General features: G+C 69.5%; 16 protein-coding genes. 3 read left to right on the top strand and 13 right to left on the bottom strand.

The features are described 5' to 3' along the window. Positions 1-539: 539 nt before the first annotated feature. The 6 genes from bchZ to EBL84_RS14245 all read right to left on the bottom strand — a co-directional run bounded on the left by bchZ (position 540) and on the right by EBL84_RS14245 (position 7575). Positions 540-1988, bottom strand: coding sequence for a chlorophyllide a reductase subunit Z (gene bchZ, locus EBL84_RS14270; RefSeq protein WP_123141427.1), 1449 nt, complete (start codon positions 1986-1988; stop codon positions 540-542). Between the two features lie 13 nt (positions 1989-2001). Further along, positions 2002-3483: a chlorophyllide a reductase subunit Y gene (bchY, locus tag EBL84_RS14265; protein WP_123141426.1), complete on the bottom strand. Its 1482-nt coding sequence runs from the start codon at positions 3481-3483 to the stop codon at positions 2002-2004. Then, positions 3476-4432: a chlorophyllide a reductase iron protein subunit X gene (locus EBL84_RS14260; RefSeq protein ID WP_062272639.1), complete on the bottom strand. Its 957-nt coding sequence runs from the start codon at positions 4430-4432 to the stop codon at positions 3476-3478. The genes bchY and EBL84_RS14260 overlap by 8 nt, the downstream gene beginning before the upstream one ends. Beyond that, the gene (gene bchC / locus EBL84_RS14255; protein ID WP_123141425.1) at positions 4429-5388 is read right to left on the bottom strand and encodes a chlorophyll synthesis pathway protein BchC; all 960 of its coding nucleotides are present in this window, start codon (positions 5386-5388) and stop codon (positions 4429-4431) included. Before bchC ends, EBL84_RS14260 begins: the two co-directional genes overlap by 4 nt. Before the next feature lie 135 nt (positions 5389-5523). Then, on the bottom strand, positions 5524-6645 hold the full coding sequence (locus EBL84_RS14250; protein WP_123141424.1) for a methyltransferase: 1122 nt from the start codon (positions 6643-6645) through the stop codon (positions 5524-5526). 57 nt (positions 6646-6702) lie between these two features. Next, positions 6703-7575 carry a polyprenyl synthetase family protein gene (locus EBL84_RS14245; protein WP_062272565.1) on the bottom strand — a complete coding sequence of 291 codons (873 nt, stop codon included), beginning with the start codon at positions 7573-7575 and terminating at the stop codon, positions 6703-6705. Positions 7576-7701: 126 nt separating this feature from the next. On the opposite strand from EBL84_RS14245, the gene crtD reads away from it, so the two are divergent. Both crtD and EBL84_RS14235 read left to right on the top strand, forming a co-directional pair. After that, a complete protein-coding gene (gene crtD, locus EBL84_RS14240; RefSeq protein WP_123141423.1) occupies positions 7702-9192 on the top strand; it encodes a 1-hydroxycarotenoid 3,4-desaturase CrtD in 1491 nt (496 codons plus the stop codon). An 80-nt stretch (positions 9193-9272) separates the two neighbouring features. Continuing rightward, positions 9273-10118, top strand: coding sequence for a carotenoid 1,2-hydratase (locus EBL84_RS14235; protein ID WP_223806132.1), 846 nt, complete (start codon positions 9273-9275; stop codon positions 10116-10118). Between the two features lie 112 nt (positions 10119-10230). Here the strand turns inward: EBL84_RS14235 and EBL84_RS14230 are convergent, their stop codons facing one another. From EBL84_RS14230 to bchI, 5 genes are all read right to left on the bottom strand, one after another. Then, on the bottom strand, positions 10231-11349 hold the full coding sequence (locus EBL84_RS14230) for a phytoene/squalene synthase family protein (protein ID WP_123141422.1): 1119 nt from the start codon (positions 11347-11349) through the stop codon (positions 10231-10233). After that, complete coding sequence (locus EBL84_RS14225; RefSeq protein WP_123141421.1) at positions 11330-12859, bottom strand: phytoene desaturase; 1530 nt, start codon at positions 12857-12859, stop codon at positions 11330-11332. Before EBL84_RS14225 ends, EBL84_RS14230 begins: the two co-directional genes overlap by 20 nt. Before the next feature lie 96 nt (positions 12860-12955). Beyond that, positions 12956-13861 (bottom strand): alpha/beta fold hydrolase BchO, encoded by a 906-nt coding sequence (bchO, locus tag EBL84_RS14220; RefSeq protein ID WP_123141420.1) that lies wholly within the window; start codon positions 13859-13861, stop codon positions 12956-12958. A 91-nt stretch (positions 13862-13952) separates the two neighbouring features. Next, positions 13953-15773, bottom strand: coding sequence for a magnesium chelatase subunit D (locus tag EBL84_RS14215; RefSeq protein ID WP_123141419.1), 1821 nt, complete (start codon positions 15771-15773; stop codon positions 13953-13955). After that, the gene (gene bchI / locus EBL84_RS14210; protein WP_123141418.1) at positions 15770-16798 is read right to left on the bottom strand and encodes a magnesium chelatase ATPase subunit I; all 1029 of its coding nucleotides are present in this window, start codon (positions 16796-16798) and stop codon (positions 15770-15772) included. The genes EBL84_RS14215 and bchI overlap by 4 nt, the downstream gene beginning before the upstream one ends. Positions 16799-17249: 451 nt before the next feature. Here bchI and EBL84_RS14200 point away from each other — a divergent pair, with 451 nt between their 5' ends. Beyond that, positions 17250-18512 carry a Coenzyme F420 hydrogenase/dehydrogenase, beta subunit C-terminal domain gene (locus EBL84_RS14200; protein ID WP_123141416.1) on the top strand — a complete coding sequence of 421 codons (1263 nt, stop codon included), beginning with the start codon at positions 17250-17252 and terminating at the stop codon, positions 18510-18512. Between the two features lie 7 nt (positions 18513-18519). Here the strand turns inward: EBL84_RS14200 and EBL84_RS14195 are convergent, their stop codons facing one another. Both EBL84_RS14195 and EBL84_RS14190 read right to left on the bottom strand, forming a co-directional pair. After that, positions 18520-20328: an ABC transporter transmembrane domain-containing protein gene (locus EBL84_RS14195; protein WP_123141415.1), complete on the bottom strand. Its 1809-nt coding sequence runs from the start codon at positions 20326-20328 to the stop codon at positions 18520-18522. Between the two features lie 54 nt (positions 20329-20382). Next, positions 20383-20984, bottom strand: a 602-nt coding sequence (locus EBL84_RS14190) for a zinc ribbon domain-containing protein (RefSeq protein WP_123141448.1), incomplete at its 5' end; no start/stop codon positions are given.

Genomic DNA, 20984 nt, shown 5'->3' with positions numbered 1-20984 from the left:
TTACGCCGCACTTGCCCCGTGCGGCGAGGGGTGCCGTGAGAGTGTCTGCCACGGCTGAGAAGACACCCGATGCCTGTCGGGCGAAATCCCATCGTGCCGATCGCCCCGCGACGGGGGAGATCGTCAATTCGATCCGCCACCCCTGGTGCGCTCGCACCCTCGGCCTCGCTCACTCTCAAACTCAGGAGTGCTGATCGAGGCTAGCGTCATTCGCGTGGTTCACAGAGGACTCACGACAGCGCGGGCTCGAAACACGATGGCCCTACGGGCTGGCTGGATTTTGGGTGTCAGTCTAGCTTGACTGGCAGAGATGTCAATCTACATTTACACCGGATTTTGACCCAGCCCTGCCCCGGATCAGGATTCCTTCCCAATGGGGCCTGAAGGCTGCCGGATAGCGACGCGCAAAGCGGTGTGAGGAAGGCCGCTGGCACGACAGCGCCCACCGGGAAGGCGGGCACGGAAGGGTGATGAGAGAGTGCCGACAGGCACCGTCCGGGCCGCCTCAGGCCGCCCGGACGACACCCTCAGCAGCGGCCTCAGGCGCCGGAGACGGCGCCGCGCGACTGCTCCACCTGGGCGACACCGACCTGCTCTAGACCCGCGGTCCGGGCAGCGCGCTCGGCAGCGTCGCGCAACCGCTTGGCCGCCGAGATCCGCACCAGCACCGGCTGCGCCTCGACGATCCGGTCGAACAGCGCCCGCGCCTCTTCCGCCCAGGGCAGCTCGCGATGCATTCGCGCCGGAGTAGGATCGACGCGATCGAGATCGCTGCCCAACGGCAGGATGTTGAACAAGGCGTCGAACAGCGCGTTGCACACCTCCTGGACCAGATAGGTCGCCCCGGCGTAGCCCATGAAGGGGGTGCCGGTATGACGCCGGATCACCGTGCCCGGGAAGGAGGCCGGGATATAGGTCGCGCGAGCGCCGATCTCGGCGAGATACATCCGCTCGTTGTAGCTGCCGAAGACGATCAGCGGCGTCTTCTCCTGCACCGCGGTGCGGATCGCGTCGTTGTCGATCTTCACCCCGGCGCACCGCGAGAAGGCGAAGTTGCAGGGCAATCCCAGCTCGTCCTCGAGGAAGTGGCGCAGCCCGCGACTATAGGTCTCGCTGGCCGCGACACCGAAGCTCGCGGTGGTGAAGAAGTCCTGGGTGACCGAGCGCCACAGGTCCCAGATCGGCTTGATCGTGGTGTGCTTCTCGCGCTCGATGAAGGGCTCGGGGTCGAGCCCGAGCAGCTCGCCGAGGGTGCGCAGGAACTTGGTGGTGCTGTGCAACCCGATCGGCGCCTGCAGATAGGGCCGCTCGAGCGCCTCGCACAGCGCCCGACCGCTCTCGCGGTACATGCACACGTTGACGTCGGCGTCGGCAAGCCTGGGGATCTCCGAGAGCTCGCAGCCGAGCGGGAAGGTCAGGTTGACCTCGGCGCCGATGCCCTCGATCAAGCGCTGGATCTCGGCCAGATCCGAAGGCATGTTGAAGGTGCCATACATCGGACCGATGATGTTCACCTTCGGGCGCTCGTCGGGGCCGCGCTCGCGGCGCTTGACCGCCTTGCCCTTCTTCGGCCCGTACTGGGTCCACAGCCAGTACATCGCGCGGTTGGCGCTCTGCCACTGGTCCTCGTCGATGGTGCGCGGCAGGAAGCGCTGGATGTTGGTGCCTTCGGGGGTCACGCCGCCGCCGATCATCTCGGCGATCGAGCCGGTCACCACCACCGTCGGCAGCTTCGGATCGAGGCTCTCGAAGGCCCGGCGCATCGCCTGCTCGGTGCCCTCCTGTCCCAGCTCCTCCTCACCCAGCCCGGTCACCGCCACCGGCAACTCGTGCGGCGGCAGACCATCGGTGTAGTGCAGCACCGCCGTCACCGGCAGGTTCTCGCAGCCCACCGGGCCGTCGATGATCACCTGCAGGCCCTTGACGGCGGTGAAGACGTAGACAGAGCCCCAGTAACCGCCAGCGCGGTCGAGGTCGTTGATCAGCATCGGTAAGGCGTCCTCAGTGCGCGGCTCGGGTCGGCTTGGCGCGGCGTGTGCCGGGCGCGACGGGCCAGACCCCGCTCGTCGCCCCTTCCCCGACCCCGGCGAAGAACGCCTTCATGGTGTCGAAGCGGGCACGATTGCCCAGCGCGGCGTTGATCACCTGCGCCAGCGAGCCGGCCCCGGCGGGCCCCATCAGCGGGCGCGCCGAGATCAGATTGGTGAAATAGAGCGCGGGGATGGTCATCTCCTTGGCCGCCTGCACCACCGGCGTGGTGCCGATGGCCAGGTCCGGCTCGAGCGCCTTCACCGCGGCGAGGTCCTGCTCCAGCGAGGCGCGGAACTGCACCGGCACGCCGCGCTCCTCGAGCCAGGCAAGATCCGGTTCCGACCAGGGGGTGCGCGGACAGGCGGTGCCGACATAGGGCACCTCGGCACCGGACTCGATCAACAGGCGCGCGACCAGCAGCTCCGAGCCCTCGTAGCCCGAGACCAGCACCCGCCCCTTGATCGGCGCGCCGGCGAGCGCGCCCTTGATCGCCGGCAGGAAGCGGTTCTTGGCCACGTCCACGGTATCGCGCGCAATCCCGCAGGCCGCGCCGATGGCATCGAGCCAGGCGGCGGTGCCCTCGACCCCGACCGGGGCCGAGCCCACCACCGGACGCCCGGCGGCGGCGAACTCGCGCGCGCTGGCGGCATAGTGGGGATGGATCGCCGCGGCGGCGGCGCAGTCGAGCGCGGCATAGAGCTCGCGCCACTCGCGGGTCGGGATCACCGGACCGGCGGCCAGCCCCAGCGGTTCGAGCAACATGCCGATACCGACCGGGTCGGCCGGGAACATCTCACCGAGCAGGGTCACCGTGGGGCGCTCGCTGCGCCCACCGCGCGGGGCCTGCACCGGGCCCTGCTCGGCCTCGCGACGGGCGTAGTTGAGCATCGCCCCGGCGAGCACGTCCTTGGCCTCGGCATGGGTCGGCACACCGAAACCGGGGATGTCGATACCGAGCACGCGCACCCCGTTGAGCTCCTTGGGCAGCAGCCGCAGCGGCACCCCGGAGGCGGTCGGCACGCACAGATTGATCACCACGATGGTGTCGTAGCGCTCGGGGTCGGCGAGCGTGTCGACGGCCTCGCGCACGTCCTCGTAGAGCTGACCGGAGACCAGGCTCTCGGAATCGAACGGGATATAACCGATCGAGCGGCGCGCGCCGTAGAAGTGGGCGGTGAAGCTCAGGCCATAGACACAACAGCCGGAGCCGACCATCAGCATCGCGGTACGACGCATCCGCAGCCCGACGCGCAGCGCGCCGAACGAGGGACACATGGTCTGCGGCTGATCGTGCGGCGCCGCCACCGCGTTGGCGTCGAGCCGCGCGATCAGCGCGCTGTCGCCGGCGGCCTCGGCGGCACGGCGCAGCACGTCACGGTGCTGACACCCCCCCTCCCCGGGTGCGGCAACGGCCTGCGAGCCGCGGGGCGCGTCCTGGTGCTGCTCAGACATCGTCGTAGACCACCTCGAGCGAGGGCCGCTCGATCGCGGCGGTACTGCACATGTCGGTCGGCTGCGCCGGCTCGAGCACGACGTTGCGACCGACCTCATCGCCCTTGAACAGGCCGAGCAGCGACTCGTGGTCGAGCGGCTTGGGACGACGCGGCGGCGCCTCGGCGACATTGGTCGCCAGCTCCTCGAACAGCGGCCCCCAACGCTCGCCGGGGCGACCGATGATCTCGTAGTTGGCGCTCTTGCGACGGATCTCCTCGTGCGCCGGGATGGTGGCGAGGATCGGGATATCGGCGGCGTGGGCAAAGGCCTGGGCCTCGCCGGTACCGTCGTCCTTGTTGATCACCATGCCGGCGACGCCGACGTTGCCGCCGAGGCTGGCGAAGTACTCCACCGCCGAGCAGACGTTGTTGGCGACGTAGAGCGACTGCAGGTCGTTGGAGCCGACCACGATCACCTTCTGACAGAGATCGCGGGCGATCGGCAGGCCGAAGCCGCCGCAGACCACGTCGCCGAGGAAATCGAGCAACACATAATCGAAGTCCCAGTCGTTGAAGCCGAGACGCTCGAGCAGCTCGAAGCCGTGGATGATGCCGCGACCACCGCACCCGCGACCGACCTCGGGGCCGCCGAGCTCCATCGCGAACACGCCATCGCGCTTGAAGCAGACGTCACTGATCACGACCTCCTCGCCAGCGCGCTTCTTCGCCGAGGAGGTGCCGAGGATGGTCGGGCAGGAGCGCCCGCCGAACAACAGCGTGGCGGTATCGCTCTTGGGGTCGCAGCCGATCAGCAGGACCTTCTTGCCCTGCTGCGCCAGCATGTACGACAGGTTGGCGAGCGTGAAGCTCTTGCCGATGCCACCCTTGCCGTAGATGGCGATGATCTGCGTCTCCTTGACCGCGGGTGCCGCACTGCTCGAGGCGGGTGTGTTGACGGATACGCTCACGAAATCGCTCTCCAATCCAGAATCATCTTCAGGCACATCGGGTCGCCGAAGGCGGTGCGATAGGCGCGATCGGCCTCGGTGGCCGGCTCCCGATGCGTAATGAGCCCGTCCAGGGACAACCGGCCGGACTCGACCAGTTCCTTGACTGCGGCCAGGTCGGCGGGATGCCACTGCGCCGCCACCCGCAACCGCGCCTCGCGCATGAACGCCGGCGGGAAGGTGAACGACAGCGGCTGGCTGTAGAAGCCGGCGAGCACGATCTCGCCCTGCGGGGCGAGCCGCGCGATCAGCTGATCGAGGATCTGCGGATCGCCGCTGACGTCACAGATGCTGCGATAGTCGCGCCGCTCGTCATTGGCCGGATCGACCACCTCGTAGTCGAAGCCCTCGGCGCCGCTGGCACGCTCGGGATTGACCTCCCAGACCACCGGACGGCTGCCCTCCTCGGCGAGCGCGGCGATGCGCGCCAGCAGCCGACCGAGCACCCCGTGACCGACGATCAGCTCGGCGTGCGGCGCCTTGCCGGGGGTGGCGATGGCGTGATAGGCCGTCGCCGCCAGCGCCAGCAGCACCGCACGCTCGCCGAGGGCCTCGTCGACCGCGAGCAGCCGCGCGCCGGGCACCACCACCCGCGCCGAGGCACCGCCGAACAGGCCGTTGACCTCGCCATAGCAGCGGGCACCGGGGACGAAGACGAAGTCGCCGGCCTTGACCCCCGACTCTGGACCGGCCTCGACCACGCGACCGACCGACTCATAGCCGGGCACCAGCGGATAGCCCATGCCGGGGAAGGGGGGCATGCGCCCGGACCACAGCAGACGTTCGGTGCCGGTACTGATCCCGCTCCAGTCGATCTCGACCACCGCATCGCCCGCCTCGGGCGGGGTGAGCTGCAATCGTTGAAGCGAAAGACGTTCGGGCTGTTCGAGGACAACGGCGAGGGTTTCGAGGTTCACGGTGCGGCACGCATTCGAGTTGTTACGGACGAGCCTCGCAGTTTAACGGATGTGACCGACCCGTCCACCGCGAGAGCCCAGGGATATTGATCTGCATCGGCAAAAGCGATCGCCACGGGACGTGGTGGAACGCGCTCAGTCGGACGCCCGGCGTGCGAGCAGCGCACGGGTGAGGATCGGGCGGTTGGTTGGCAGCTCGCGCGTCTGCTCGAACCCGGCGGCGGCGAGCATCGCCTCCAGCTCGGCGGCGGTGCGTGGGCGACCGCTGCCCATTGCCAGCAGGTAGAGACCGAAATAAGCGTCCCCCACCGGCTCGGCACCACGGGTGCCGGACATCGGCTCGGCCACCAGCAGCGTACCGCCGGGGGCGAGTGCGCGATGCGCCGCGGCGACGAAACCGGCGGCACGCTCGTCGTCGTGATCGTGCACCACCCGCACCAGCGAGACCACGTCCGCCCCCTCGGGCAGCGGATCGCGCAACACGTCACCGCCGACGGCACGGGCGCGCTCGGCGAGGCCCTCGCGGACGAAGCGCGCCTGGGCGCGCTCGGCCACCGCCGGCAGATCGAACAGGATCACCTGCAGGTGCGGCCAGCGCTTGGCCACCTCGACCAGGAAGGTGCCATCGCCGCCGGCGATGTCGAGCAGACAGTGGTGATCGCGGAAGGAATAGGCATCAAGCACCTCCTCGGCGATCATCGCCTGGGAGTCGGCCATCAGCGCCGAGTAGCCGTCCACCGCCGCGGCATCGCTGCGCGCCGGCGCACTCGACTCGGCATAGGCCCAATAGTCGGCGAGCGCGCGCTGCGGACGCTCGCCGCGCAACAACGCCAGCGGGTCCTCGAGATCGGCATAGAGCATCGCGTGGTGCTCGACCATCGCGGCGATGCCGCGGTTGCCGAGCACCACGGCACCACGCTCGCCGAGAGCGAAGCGGTCCGCCCCGCGCTGCTCGACCAGACGCAGGCTGGCCGCGGCGAGCAGCAGACGGCGCGCACCCTCCTCCGGCAGCCCCAGCGCCGGGGCAAGCGCGGCGCTGTCGCTCGGACCACGCTCGTCGAGCAGCTCGAACAGGCGCGCGCGCACACAGGCATAGAGCACCTGGGAGTAGACGAAACCGGCAACGATGTCGAACAGCTCACGGGCGTGACGCCGGGCGAGCGGGCGGGTCAGCGGGAAGCGGGCGGCCCAGCGCTGAAAGCGCGGGCTGGAGAGGAGACGATTGCGTAGCTTCAGCCAGTCGTCACGAATCGGCACGGGGTCCCTCCGGTGCGCGCCCGGCGCGCGCCGCACGGGCGCGCGCGACAGACGCCATCAGGCAGCCTGCTGGGCGAGGCTCTTGGGCATGATGTGGCGCGCCTCGTGCACCAGCACCTCGGCAAAGCGCTCGCGCCCGGGGCACTCGGGGATGGCGTCGACAGCCTCCTGCACCAGCCCCTTGAGCCGGGCCACGGCCCCCTCGACACCGAGTTCGCCGGCGGCGCTGGGACGGTTGAGCAGGGCATCGCGTCCGACCGGCTTGCCGACCTCCTGGGCGCTGGCGGCAACATCACGCAGATCATCGGCGACCTGGTAGGCCTCGCCGATCTTGTCACCGACCACCCGCCAGGCATCGGCGTCGGCGCCGGCGACCTGGGCACCGGCGGCGGTCGCCGCGGCGAACAGCGCGCCGGTCTTGGCGCGGTGATAGTGCTCGACCGAGACCTTGGGCTCGCACTCCCAGGCCTGACCGGCGGTGATGCCGTGCGGCATCCCCGCCGAGCGCCCGACGGTGAGCAACAGCGGGGCGAGCAGTGCGGGCTTGTCGCTGAGCTGACGGGCGAGGTGCTCGAAGGCGAGGATGATCAGCGCATCGCCGGCGAGTACCGCCAGCGGCTCGCCGTAGGCGCGGTGCACCGAGGGCACCCCACGACGCAGCGGCGAGTCGTCGAAGCAGGGCAGATCGTCGTGCACCAGCGAGGCGCAGTGCAGCAACTCGATGGCGCTCGCCGCGGCATCGGCCGAGACCACGTCCTTGCTGCCACAGGCGGCGGCCACCGCGATGCACAGCCGCGGGCGCACCCGCGCACCGCCCGGGAAGACCGCGTGACGCACCGCCTCGGCCAGCCGCGGGGGACAGCCGGAGACGACCACATGTTCAATGGCCTCGGTCAAGGCCCGCTCGATTCTCGCTGCGGTGGCATCCATCTCTGCTTCCCCGGCAACTGGTGTTCGTCTGAAAAAGTGTAAGGATTAGTTGACACTAATTTGTGTCATGTACAATAGACATCAACGCACGAGGCGTCAACGTGAATCACAGGAGGTCGCTGTCCGATGTCAACGCAATCGGTGGTCGTCATCGGAGCAGGGATCGGCGGCCTGGCAACGGCCATCCGTCTCGCCGCTCGCGGACTGCAGGTCAGGGTGTTCGAGCGCGCCGCCGGCCCCGGCGGCAAGATGCGGCAGCTGCAGGTCGACGGTCAGGCGATCGACGCCGGGCCCACCGTCTTCACCATGCGCTGGGTGTTCGACGAACTCTTCGCCACCGCCGGCGCGCGACTCGACGATCATCTCAGACTGCAACCGGCCGAGATCATAGCACGCCACGCCTGGAGCGCCGACGAGCGTCTCGACCTCTACGCCGACCACGAGCGCTCGGTCGCGGCCATCGGCGACTTCGCCGGCGCCGCCGAGGCCGAGCACTACCGCGCCTTCTGCAAGCGCGCGCGCGCCGCCTACGAAACCCTGGAGCAGAGCTTCATCCACGCCTCCCGTCCCAGCCTGATAGGACTGATGAGTCGCTGCGGGGTCAGCGGCATGGCCGGCTTGCGCGGCATGCGTCCCTACGACACTCTATGGCAGGCGCTCGGCGAGCACTTCGCCGATCCCAGGCTGCGCCAGCTGTTCGGACGCTACTCCACCTACTGCGGCTCGTCACCCTTCGCCGCGCCGGCGACGCTGATGCTGATCGCCCATGTCGAGCAGCAGGGCGTGTGGCTGGTGCGCGACGGCATGCATCGCGTCGCACGCGCGCTCGCCGCGCTTGCCGAGGGGCTGGGGGTGGAACTCCACTATGGCCGCGGGGTCTCGGAGATCGAGGTGACCCGGGGGCGAGCCAGCGGCGTGGTCCTCGAGGACGGCGAGCGGGTGAGTGCCGACGCGGTGGTCTGCAACGCCGATCCGGCGGCGCTCTCCAGCGGACGCCTCGGCGCCGAGGCGATCGCCGCCCTGCCCCGCCTGCCGGCCTCCCGTCGCTCGCTCTCGGCGATCACCTGGGGGCTGGTGGCACACACCGAGGGCTTTGCCCTCGAGCGCCACAACGTCTTCTTCGGCCGTGACTACCAGGCCGAATTCGACGATATCTTTCGTCATCGACGGGTCCCGCGCGAGGGGACCGTCTATATCTGCGCCCAGGACCGCGGCGAGGGCAACATCCCGTCGGGTCCAGAGCGCCTGTTGTTGCTGCTCAACGCCCCTGCACGGGGCGACATGCAGCCATTCGACGCTTCGGAGATCGAGCAATGCGAACGGCGGGTATTCTCCCTGTTGGAACGATGTGGCCTGAGGGTGGCGCGACACCCGGAGCGCTGCCAGGTCGTCACGCCGAGGGACTTCGAGGGGTTGTTCCCGGCGACCGGGGGAGCGCTCTACGGCCCGGCGATCCACGGCTGGCGGGCATCGTTCAATCGACCGGCCTCGCGGACCCGGATCCCGCGGCTGTATCTGGCGGGCGGGAGCACACACCCGGGCGCGGGCGTGCCGATGGCGGCGATCTCGGGGGAGCTGGCGGCGACGAGCCTGCTCGCGGACCTCGCTTCGACCTGAGCATCACCCCCGGCGGCTATCTGTGGTGGTATGTCGACGCGCTGAGCGACGACGGCCAGCACGGGCTGACCGTCATCGCCATGCTCGGCAACGTCTTCTCGCCCTACTACGCCTGGCGCCGACGTCGCGCCGCACCCGACCTCGACCCCTTCGATCACTGCGCGCTCAACGTGGTGCTCTACGGGCGTGACGGCAAGAAACGCTGGGCGATGACCGAGCGTGGTCGCGGCGCACTGCACCAGAGCGCCGATACCCTGCGCATCGGCCCGAGCGGCCTGCACTGGGACGGCGAGGCGCTGACCATCGACGTCGACGAACTCACCGTCCCCCTGCCCTCGCGACTGCGCGGACGCATCCGCGTCCATCCCAGCGCCATCAACCCGCAGGACTTCGTGCTCGACGGCAAGGCTCGTCATCGCTGGTGGCCGATCGCCCCGGTCGCGCGGGTCGAACTCGACTTCCAGAATCCCGGCCTGCGCTGGAGCGGCGCCGGTTATCTCGACTCCAACCGCGGCGAGGAGCCGCTGGAGGCCGGATTCCAGCGCTGGGACTGGTCGCGTGCGGCGCTCAGCGACGGTGCCGCCACCCTCTACGATGCCACCGAGCGCGATGGTCGCAACAGCCAGCTGGCGCTGCGCTTCGCGCGCAACGGCGAGGTCGAGCAGGTGGCGCCGCCGCCACGGGCGGCGCTGCCGACGGCCAGCGTCTGGCGGGTCGGACGCGGCACCCAGTGTGAGGCCGGCGATCAGGCGCGGGTGGTGCAGACGCTGGAGGACACCCCCTTCTACGTCCGCTCGGTGGTCGAGACCCGACTCTGCGGCGAGCGCGTCGAGTCGGTGCACGAGAGCCTCGATCTCGACCGCTTCGCCGCCAACTGGGTACAGATGCTGCTGCCCTTCCGCATGCCGCGCAAGACCTGGGACTGAACCCACGCATCCTCGGCGTACTATTTAATAAGGTGTCACACAACAACGCCGCGCCGGATCCGATCCGGCGCGGCGTTGTTGTCTCGACGGGCTGCGACAGCCGATCAGCCGATCAGCCGCGCGCCGAGGACATCGCCAACTGACCGGCGCGGGCACGCGCGGCCTCGCTGGCGGCGCGCTCACGCGCCTCGAGCTCCTCGAACAACTCGAGCACCCGTACCACCTTGCCGCCGACGCCCGTGTTCTGCGCACGCATGTGCACCGGGGTGGCCTCGACCACGGCATCGACCAGGAAGCGGGTCTCCTCCAGCGCAGGCGCCGCGACATAGCGCGCGGTCAGCATGGTACTGCCAAGGATCGGGGCGAGCAGCTGCATCTTGCGCGGTGCCGGCACCACCGCGCGACTCGTGATCGAGTCGAGCCCCTGGCGCTCGAGCTGACGCCCGATCTCGGCATAGAGATAGCGCGCGGCGTTGATCCCGGCGCGACACCCTACCGGCAACCCGGCGATGCCGACGTCGGCGCGCCGGTAGAGCGCGTCGGCGGTATCCAGCATGCGTCGGATCACCGAGGCCAGGGCGTCGTTGAACACCGGGTCGGCGAGCCAGGCATCGGGGTCGATACCGGCCTCGCGCATCCACTGCTTGGGCAGATAGAGCCGACCGGCGCGGGCATCCTCGCCGACGTCGCGACAGATGTTGGTCAGCTGCATGGCGACGCCGAGGTCACAGGCACGGGCCACCTGATCGGCCTCGCGTGCACCCATCAGGGTCGCCATCATCGCGCCGACGGTCGAGGCGACCCGGGCCGAGTAGGCATAGACCCCGGAGATGTCCTCGAAGCGACGCTCCTCGGCATCCCACTCGAAGCCCTCGAGCAGGGCCTCGAGCAGCACCTTGGGCATGGCGTACTGGACCACCACGTCGGCCAGCGCGCGATCGGCGGGATCGTCGATCGGGTTGCCGTCGTAGATGCGGTCGAGCCGCGCACGCAGCCCGGTGAGGGCGCGCGCCTTGCCGGCGGCATCGGGCACGAAGTCGATCGCGTCGTCGGCGATCCGGCAGAAGGCATAGAGCGCGATCGCCGGCTCGCGGATGCGCTGCGGCAACAGGAAGGAGGCCGCGTAGAAGGAACGCGACCCACAGCGCAGCAGCTCCCGGCAGGCAGCGAGATCGTCCGCCGAGGCGTGACCCGGCGACGGATTCAGGGCATTAAGCGAAGGCTGAAACATCGGGCACCACCGTATCGAGGACACGGGCCGAGGAGATGACGCCGGGAATCCCTGCACCCGGATGCGTCCCCGCACCGACCAGATAGAGACCTTTGACGTCCTCACTGACATTGTGCGGGCGGAACCACGCACTCTGGGTGAGGGTCGGCTCGAAACTGAACCCGGCCCCGAGATAGGAGTTGAGCCTGTCCTGGAAGTCCTGCGGCGTGGTGACCAGCGAGGTCGCGATCTGGTCCTCCAGGCCGGGCAGCACGGTGTCGCTGAGATAACGGGCGATCTTGGCCCGATACTCCTCGGCCACCGTGGCCCAGTCGGTGCCGCTCTCGAGGTGCGGAACCGGGGACAGGGCATAGAAGGTGTCGCACCCCTCGGGGGCGAGACTCGGATCGGTCGCCGTCGGGCGATAGAGGTAGAGGCTGAAGTCCTCGGCCAGGCGCTTGTGCTGGAAGATGTCCTCGATCAGCTCGCGATAGCGCGGGCCGAGCAGGATGGTGTGGTGCTTGACGTCGGGGTACTGGCGCTTGGTGCCGAAGTACCAGACGAACAGCCCGGCGGAGAACCTGGAACGCTCGACCTTGCGATCGGTCCAGTGACGACGCACCGTCGCCGGCAGCAGCCGACGATAGGTGTTGGCCGCGTCGGCGTTGGAGACCACGATGTCGGCGGCGATCTCCTCGCCCGAGGTCAGCCGCACGCCGGTGGCGCGCCGACGCGAGTCGACCATGATCTGCTCGACCTCGGCCTTGTAGCAGATCTCGCTGCCCTGCCCCTCGATCAGGTCGACCATGCCGCGCACCAGGGCACCGGTGCCGCCCATCACCGAGTGCACGCCCCACTTGCGCTCGAGGAAGGAGATCAGGGTGTAGATCGAGGTGACCTTGAAGGGGTTGCCACCGACCAGCAGCGGGTGGAAGGAGAGCACCTGGCGGATATAGGGGTCCTTGATGTACTTCGAGACCATGCCGTAGACGGTGCGGTAGCTCTGCTTGAGCACCATGTCCGGCACGATCTTGGCCATATCGGTCCAGGAGGTGAAGGGGATGTGTGCGAGGTCCTCGAAGCCGACCTTGAACACCCCCTCGCTGTACTTCATGAAGCGATCGTAGCCCTCGACGTCGTCCGGCGAGTACTGCGCGATCTGCGCCTTCACCGCCTCGGGATCGCCGCTGTAATCGAACACCTTGCCGTCGTCGAAACGGATCCGGTAGAAGGGATCCATCAAGCGCAGATCGATGTCGTCGGAGAACTTGCGCCCGCACAGCGACCACAACTCCTCGAGCAGGAAGGGAGCGGTGACGATGGTCGGGCCAGCGTCGAAAGAGAAACCGTCGCGATGGTGCATGTAGGCACGCCCGCCCGGCGCGTCGAGCCGTTCGAGCATGGTGACCCGATAACCGCGCGCGCCAAGGCGAATCGCCGCGGCCAGACCACCGAACCCGGTGCCGATCACGATCGCGTGGGGCTTGGCGCCCGTCACGCCCTTGGAAACCTGTGGAGCCGCAAGTGTCAAGTCTCTAATACCCAATCTAGTGTCAAGATGGCTTGACATTATAGCAGCATGACCGCCCCGTCCACCCCGGCGGCGCCTTTTGAAACTTGATCGGAATCAGCTCGGATCGGGCAGCAGACCAGCCCGCCCGAGCAGCTCGCCGATCAGCACCGCGACATCCTGCGGACGCTCCTCGTGAGCCAGGTGCCCGAGCCCGGACAGACGATGGATCTCGGTGCTCGGCAGCCGCTCGCGCACCCGCTCGGCCTCGCGCGGCGAGACCGTGCCGTCGTTCTCGCCGACGACCAGAAACAGCGGCGGCGCGAGTTCGGGGAGTGCCCGGGCGAGCGGCTCCAGGTCCCAGTTGGCCATCATCGTCAGGGTGGCGCGGATATGATCGGGATCGGCGACCAGCCGTCGGTAGAACTCGATCCCGGCCTCGTCGAGCCGCGAACCGGTATTGGCCACCAGTCCCTCGATGGCCTTGCGGTCGAGCGCATGCCAGGAGAGAAAGCGCGAGACCACCGGCACCGAGGCGAACAGCTGCGCGGTCGGCGAGAACACCCGCCCGGGCACCCCGCGCCAGGGCAGCAACGCGCCGTTGAGCGCGACCAGGGCATGCGGTACGAACCGCGCCTCGAGCACGGCACGCACCATGATCGCCGCCCCGGCCGAGTGCCCGATGACTGCGACGGGGCGGTGTCCGATACGTTCGAGCAGCGCGCCGAGCGCGGCACTCATCCCCGGCAGCGACATCTGCGCGTAGGGCAAGGCCTCGGTGAAGCCATGACCGGGCAGGTCGGGGGCGATGATGGTGAAGCGCTCGGCCAGCAGCGGCGCGAGATCGCGCCAGGAGTGGGTCGAGGCGCCGGTGCCGTGGAGCAGCAGCAACACCGGCCCCTGCCCCATCAGCTGGACGTGCCAGCGGATCCCGCCGGCGGTGACGAAGCGACTGGCGCCTCGATTCGGCCAACTGTCGCCGTCGCGCGTCCAGTCGAGCCGTCTGGTCAGGGTGAATCGCATCCCTTTCACCTCCTTCGGCAAGACGTTCGGCAAACCCGATGAACGCTCGCGCCCGACCATCTCTGGGGTGGTCGGGCGCGAGCGCGGGGCCTCAGCCGGTCGCCACGCGAACCGCCTGGTTCAACGCACCGGCATCGGCATGCGGCAGCGGCAGGTAACGCGCACCCATCTCGGCGGCGAGCTCGCGCCCCTGCTGCTGCGGACGTGGCGAGGTGTCGATCACCATGGCGCTCATCTCCTGCGCCCGCACCGCCCGCGCCGCGGCCTTGGCCTCGTCGAAGGCGCGCGCCCGACCACCGGCGCCGTCGCGCGCCACGTTGGCGCGACCGTCGGTCATCAGGATCAGGATCGGGGTACCGCCACGACGCTGGATCGAGTCGGCCATCATCATCCCCAGATCGATCCCCGAGGCCAGCGGCGTACCGCCGCCACCGGGCAGCCCGGCGAGGGTGCGCTTGGCACGCACCAGCGAGCGGGTCGGCGGCAGCAACACCTCGGCGCCCTTGCCGCGGAAGGCGATCAGGGCCACCTGGTCACGGCGCACATAGCAGTCGGCCAGCAACATCTCGACGGCACCCTTGGCCTCGGCGAGACGGTGCAGCGCCGAGGAGCCCGAGGCGTCGACCATGAAGATGGTCGTGGTCTCGGAGCGGTGCTTGAAGCGAGTGATGCGGAAGTCGTCCTGACGCACCTCGATGCGCGAGGACTCGATGCCGCGTCGCGCCCGCTCCTCGCGCCGCAACCGCTGCCAGGGCGCCGCGGCGCGCAGGGTCTCGACGACGTTGAGCTTGAGCCCGGAACGCAGCTCGCCGCGCAGCACCCCGGCCGGACGACCGCGGGTCGGCGCGTTCTGTATCGCACCGGCCTTGCCGGTGGCGCGCGAACGCGAGCGACGCAGGGTGCCGAGCTGGAGCTGCGAGAGCAGATCGGCGGGGATCGCCGCCTTGGCCGCATCGAGCACGGTGTCCTCGAGTTCCTGCGGCTCTTGCTGCTGCTCCTCGGACTGGTTCTGCTCCTGCTCCTCGGGCTCTTCCGGCGGTGGCGGCGGCTCCTCGGGCGGCTGCTCCTCGCTCGGCGGCAGCTGGGTGGCACGCGGCGCCAGCACCAGACGCGCGGCGACGGCCAGGTCCTCGGCCTCCACCTGGTCGCGACCCTCGAGCGCCGCCGAGGCGCAGGCGACCCGACAGGCGAACAGCGATGCACGCAGCGAGGGGATACCGAGCGCCAGCGCGGTACCGCACAGCGCCTCGAGCTGCTCCTCGTCGAGGGTCAGCCCGGCGAGACGCGCGCGCGCCTGCACCACGTCCTCGGGATCGTAGTCGCAGGCGATCGCCTCGTGGACGCGGATGTGGGTGAGATCGACGTGGAAGGCGAGACGATCGAGCAGCGCATTGAGCAGCCCCTCGTCCTCGCCCACGCCCTCGTCGAGCGCGACCACCGCGAAGCGCGACGGGGTGCGCATCGCCAGGCCGTCGCGTTCGAGCACCACCTCGCCCGAGTCGAAGGCCATGGTCAGGCGCGCGGCGGTATGGGCCGAGATGCGCTCGGCCATCGCCAGCTCCACCAGACCACCATCGGCCTCCACCAGCAGGCCACGTTCGGCGATCGGGCGACCGGCGTTGAGGGTCGCGGCCAGATCGAGGCCGCCGAGCAGGCGACCGTCGGAGACGTGCAGCGGGATGCGGCGATGCGGCGCCTCGGGCGGCTGCAGATCGCGCATCAGGCTCAGCCACTGCTCACGCACCGGGCCGGCGAGGGCCCGTAGCGCGACGCCGCCGGTCCCGACCGGATCGACGCTCATCAGGGCCGCAGCCAGCACCGCATCATCCCACGCGGACAGGCCCGCCCCGGCCGGGGGCGGACCCGCGTCGACGCCTTGATCGGCGGCGGGATTCGCGGCGGTCATGTTCATTCCTCGAACAGTTCCGCCACGGCGCGCTCGACCCGGCTGGTGGAACCGGACTCGTCGAGCGGATCGCGACGCAGACGGTGACGCAGCGCCGAGGTGGCGACCTCCTTGAGGTGGCGGTCGACGACCTCGGTGTCGCCCTGCAGCGCGGCCAGGCCACGCGCGGCGCGGATCAGGGTGAGCTCGCCGCGCAGCCCGTCGGTGCCGAGCTTCATGCACAGTTCGCCGGCGCGCTCGAGGGTCGCATCCGGCACCTCGACGCTGGGCAGCAGCTCACGCGCCTTCTGGATCTGGCGACGCACCTTGCCGTCCTGACGCTTCCACTTCTCGACGAAGGCGTTGGGATCGCGCTCGAAGGCGTCGCGCAGCCGCACCACCTTCATCCGGGTGGGCAGGTCCTGCGGGGTCTTGACCTCGACGGACAGACCGAAGCGATCCTGCAGCTGCGGGCGCAGCTCGCCCTCCTCGGGGTTACCGGAGCCGACCAGCACGAAGCGCGCCGGGTGACGGACACTCAGGCCCTCGCGCTCGACCAGGTTCTGACCCGAGGCGGCGACGTCGAGCAGCGAGTCGACCAGATGGTCCTCGAGCAGGTTGACCTCGTCGATGTAGAGGAAGCCGCGATGGGCACGCGCCAGCAGACCCGGCTCGAAGGCCTTCTCGCCCTTGGTCAGGGCGCGCTCGAGGTCGAGGGCGCCGATCACGCGGTCCTCGGTGGCACCGAGCGGCAGGTCGACCACCGGCACCGGCACCTGACGGCTCTTCAGCGTCCGCCCCGCGGCACGCTTGGCGCGGCAGTCCTCACACAGGACGTCATCGCTGGCCTCGGGGTCGCACTGATAGGTGCAATCGACGGCGCGCATCTTCGGCAGCAGGGCGGCCAGGCCACGGATCGCGGTGGACTTGCCGGTGCCGCGGTCGCCGAATACCAGTACACCGCCGATCGAGGGATCGATGGCAGCGATCAATAAGGAGCGTTTCATCTCCTCCTGGGCGACAACGGCGGAAAACGGGAACGGGATGGGCATAACGCTGCAAACCTTGTTGCTTAGTCTGTTCGGCGCAAACGGCCAGATTGAGCGGACACGCCCAAGACCGTCGCGCACACAGGCGCTTGCTGGACGTTGTCCCGATGAACCATGGAGCCGGTCGCGCGGCGCGCAGCCCGCCCCAAGCCTTATTCGATCAAGTTCGCGACCCTAGCGCCCCTGCTCGACCGTGGTCAAGCCGACAGGATCAATCACCGGCGAGAATCCCCGAAAGGCGCGTGGTTTCCATGACCGGGGCCGATGGACTGAGCGCGACCATTTGCGGCAGACTGCACGCCGCCCACGGCGGTCCCCCGACGACCGCCCTCCAAGCCACTCCGGGCAACGCCCGGCGCAGACCGACGCGCGCGGCGTGCCCATCGACCACGAGGAGATCCAGCATGCCGATCCGTCATCCCGCAGCCAGCCAGCACTCGCACGAGGCGCAGCGATGAATCAGTCCGCCGCCCCCGTCGCCGAGGGCCCGTCCAAGGGCATGGGTCAGATCTCGCTGCTCAGCAACGACGAGCGACTCCAGGGTCGCCCCCGTCTGTGCAGCGACTGCGGGCTGTGCGACAGCACGCTCAAGCCGCAGATGACCCAGGCGTGCATGTTCGTCAACAACCAGACCGACGCCATCGAGCAGCGCCTGTTCGGTCGCAGCCGCGGCGACGGCGACGAGCTGCTGTTCGGCTGCTACCGCGCCACCTATGCCGCGCGCATGCGCGCCCCGCGTCCCGGCGCACAGTGGAGCGGCATGGTCACCACCCTCGGCGCGCGGCTGCTCGAACGCGGCGAGGTCGAGGCGGTGATCACCACCGCCGCCGCCCCCGGCACCCGCTTCAAGGCCCAGCCGATCCTCGCCCGTACCCCCGAGGAGGTGCTCGCCACCGCCGGCAACAAGCCCAGCCTGTCGCCCAACCTCGGGCTGCTCGACCTGGTGCGCGAACAGGGCATCAAGCGCCTGGCCTTCATCGGCACCGGCTGCCAGGTGCACGCGCTGCGCGCGATCGAGTCCGAGCTCGGACTCGAGGCGCTGTACGTGATCGGCATCCCCTGCAGCGACAACGTCTCCTACCCCGATCTCGAATACTTCCTCGAGCAGATCTCGCGCTCACCCAAGACCGTGGTCCATCACGAGTTCATGCAGGACTTCAGCCTCTGGCTGCGTCACGAGGACGGCGCGGTCGAGCGGGTCAACTACATCGACTTCCCGATGGACAAGCTCCACGGCATCTTCCCCTCGGCCTGTCTGTCCTGCTTCGACTACCCCAACGCGCTGAGCGACCTGACCATCGGCTACATGGGCGCGGAGCTCGGTTGGCAATGGGTGATGGCGCGCACCGAGCGCGGCGAGCGGATGTTCGAGATGCTGCGCCCCGAACTCGAGTTCGGCACCCTCACCGAGGGCGGCGACCGCACCCGCGGCATGCCGCGCTTCATGGAGCGGCTCAACCACCCGCCCGGCACCGGGCGCCCGCCGCTGCTCATCCGCAAGCTGGTCGCCTGGCTGCAACGCAACCGTGGACCACGCGGGCTGGAGTTCGCCCGCGCGGTGATCGAGATGAAGCTGCTGCGCAACCTCAACCACGTGCGCAGCAAGTTCGAGCGTCAGGAATCGCGGGTGGTGCCGGGCTTCGTCTATCGCGCCCTCGCCCCCTACGCCGAGCACTATCGCGAGCTGTTCGATCGCGACCTGGCCCCGCGCGACTGACCCCGGCTCAGACGACCGGCGCCGCGCGCGCCGGCGTCGGCTCCTGGAACTGCAGCGCGGCGAGGCGCGCATAGAGCCCGCCCTCGGCGATCAGCGCCTCGTGGCCTCCGGCGGCGGCGATGCGTCCGCCGTCGATCACCAGGATGCGGTCGACGTTGCGCACCGTCGCCAGCCGGTGAGCGATGACGATGCTGGTGCGCCCGCGCATCAGCTCCTCGAGCGCCTGCTGCACCAGGCGCTCGCTCTCGGCGTCGAGCGCGCTGGTCGCCTCGTCGAGCAGCAGCAGCGCCGGGTCGCGCAGGATGGTGCGGGCGATGGCGATCCGCTGGCGCTCCCCCCCTGAGAGCTGCACCCCGCGCTCGCCGAGATCGGTGTCGAAGCCCTGCGGCAGGCGATCGAGGAACTCGGTCGCGTGCGCCGCCTCGGCGGCGCGACGCACCTCGGCGTCGGTCGCCGACTCCATGCCGTAGCGGATGTTCTCCCAGGCACTGGTGGCGAAGATCACCGGGTCCTGCGGCACCAGCCCGATCCGTCCACGCAGCTCGCGCGGGTCGAGTGCGCGCAGATCGACGCCATCGAAACACACCCTGCCGGCGCTCGGGTCGTAGAAGCGCAACAACAGCTGGAACAGGGTCGACTTGCCCGCCCCCGAGTGCCCCACCAGCGCCACCCGCTCGCCCGGGCGCACCACCAGCGAGAGCGCATCCAACGCCGGGGTATCGGGACGCGAGGGGTAGCAGAAGCGCACCGCGTCGAAACGGACCTCGCCGCGCGCCGGCCGCGGCAGCGCCACCGGGTCGCTCGGCGCGGCGATCGCCGGGCGTGCCTCGAGCAGCTCCATCAACCGCTCGCTGGCTCCGGCACCGCGCAGCAGCTGGCCGAGCAGCTCGCTGAGCGAACCGACCGCACTGGCCACCAGGATGGCGTAGAACAGGAAGGCCGAGAGTTCGCCGCCGCTGAGGGCCCCGTCGAGTACCTGGTGACCGCCGATCCACAGCACCACACCGATCGCGCCGAAGGTCAGCAGGGTGGCGATCCCGGCAAGCAAGGCGCTGGTCAGCGAGCGCTGACGGGCCACCTCGAAGGCCGACTCCACCTGCTCGCCGTAACGACGCCGATCGAGCGGCTCGTGACCGCAGGCCTGCACGGTGCGGATGCCGTGGATCACCTCATCGACATAGGCCGCGACATCGGCCACCCGATCCTGACTGGCGCGCGAGAGACGGCGCACCCGATGCCCCAGCAGCCAGGCCGGGCCGATCACCAGCGGCACCCCGAGCAGCACCAGCCCGGTCAGGCCCGGGCTGGTCACCGCCAGCATGGCGATGCCGCCGAGCATCATCAGCGAGGTGCGCAGCGCCATCGCCAGGGTCGAGCCCACCACCACCTGCAGCAGCGCGGTATCACTGGTCAGTCGCGAGATCACCTCGCCGGTGCGGGTGGTCTCGAAGAAGCCGACATCGAGTCCCAGCACCCGATCGAAGACCGCGCGCCGGATGTCGGCAACCACCCGCTCGCCGATCCAGTTGAGCAGATAACTGCGCGCCATCATCGCCCCGGCGGTGAGCACCACCACGGCGAGAAACAGCAGCAACGAACGATCGAGCGCCACCGCCGAACCGCTCGACAACCCGCGATCGACCACCACCCGGATCACCTGACCGAAGGCCAGCACCGACCCGGCGGCGAACAGCAACGCGGCGAGCGCGGCGAGCAGGCGCCAGCGATAAGGCAGGGTGAAGCGCAGCAGACGCGCCAAGGCACGCAGATCGCGGGTGCCCGGACGATCGGGCGCGACGGAGGATGATCGGGACATGGGATTCCTTACAGCAAAGCGGACAACGAAAGGAGAACGACCGAGGGCCGGGACTCAGCCGCGTTCGAGCGCGCGCCACTGGCGCAGCAGCAACAGCGCCGCCCAGAGCAGCGCGGCGAGCATCAGCAGGGCGCCGAGCAGATGACTGGCCTGAGCGAGCGCACGATCGAGATGTAACAGCCCGGTCTCGGTTAATAGGTATTCCCAGTCGTGAAATCCATAGGGCGCGGTCTGTCCGGTGTTGCCGCCGAGCAGCGGCAACACCCCGGCGCGGGCATCGGCGACATAGGGCGCGATATCGAGGAAGTTCTCCCCGAACCACCACAGACAGACGCTGGCCCCGAAGGGGTCACGAGTACGCAGCAGCAGCACCAGCAGACAGATCAGCGGCATCAGCAGCTGCCCCAGGGTGCCGCCGAGCGAGCCGATGAAGTCGCCGAGCGGGGCGAAGATGACGTGCCCGGCCTCGTGGAAGGGCAGATTGACCAGATGCAGCAGCGATTCGCCGACAACATTGCTCGACACCGGCGCGGCCATCAGCCGCAGCCCCCAGACCAGCAGCACGCACCAGAGCAGGACGCGGAGCGCCAGCACCGGCGCGCCGCCGACCGGGGGCGCGCCGAGCAGCAGCTCGCTCACGCGCCCCGACGCCCGCC

It is taken from the genome of Marichromatium sp. AB31 (genome assembly GCF_003718685.1).
Classification (GTDB): domain Bacteria; phylum Pseudomonadota; class Gammaproteobacteria; order Chromatiales; family Chromatiaceae; genus Marichromatium; species Marichromatium gracile.
This window is presented reverse-complemented; position numbering and strand designations above follow the sequence as displayed.

Bases quoted from the DNA above. Each gene is read 5' to 3' on its own strand.
- EBL84_RS14200 (WP_123141416.1), top strand. From the start codon at position 17,250: ATGAATCAGTCCGCCGCCCCCGTCGCCGAGGGCCCGTCCAAGGGCATG.
- bchO (WP_123141420.1), bottom strand. From the start codon at position 13,861: ATGCGATTCACCCTGACCAGACGGCTCGACTGGACGCGCGACGGCGAC.
- bchY (WP_123141426.1), bottom strand. From the start codon at position 3,483: ATGTCTGAGCAGCACCAGGACGCGCCCCGCGGCTCGCAGGCCGTTGCC.
- bchI (WP_123141418.1), bottom strand. From the start codon at position 16,798: ATGCCCATCCCGTTCCCGTTTTCCGCCGTTGTCGCCCAGGAGGAGATG.
- EBL84_RS14235 (WP_223806132.1), top strand. From the start codon at position 9,273: ATGCTCGGCAACGTCTTCTCGCCCTACTACGCCTGGCGCCGACGTCGC.
- EBL84_RS14230 (WP_123141422.1), bottom strand. From the start codon at position 11,349: ATGTTTCAGCCTTCGCTTAATGCCCTGAATCCGTCGCCGGGTCACGCC.
- EBL84_RS14215 (WP_123141419.1), bottom strand. From the start codon at position 15,773: ATGAACATGACCGCCGCGAATCCCGCCGCCGATCAAGGCGTCGACGCG.
- crtD (WP_123141423.1), top strand. From the start codon at position 7,702: ATGTCAACGCAATCGGTGGTCGTCATCGGAGCAGGGATCGGCGGCCTG.
- EBL84_RS14195 (WP_123141415.1), bottom strand. From the start codon at position 20,328: ATGTCCCGATCATCCTCCGTCGCGCCCGATCGTCCGGGCACCCGCGAT.
- EBL84_RS14245 (WP_062272565.1), bottom strand. From the start codon at position 7,575: ATGGATGCCACCGCAGCGAGAATCGAGCGGGCCTTGACCGAGGCCATT.
- bchZ (WP_123141427.1), bottom strand. From the start codon at position 1,988: ATGCTGATCAACGACCTCGACCGCGCTGGCGGTTACTGGGGCTCTGTC.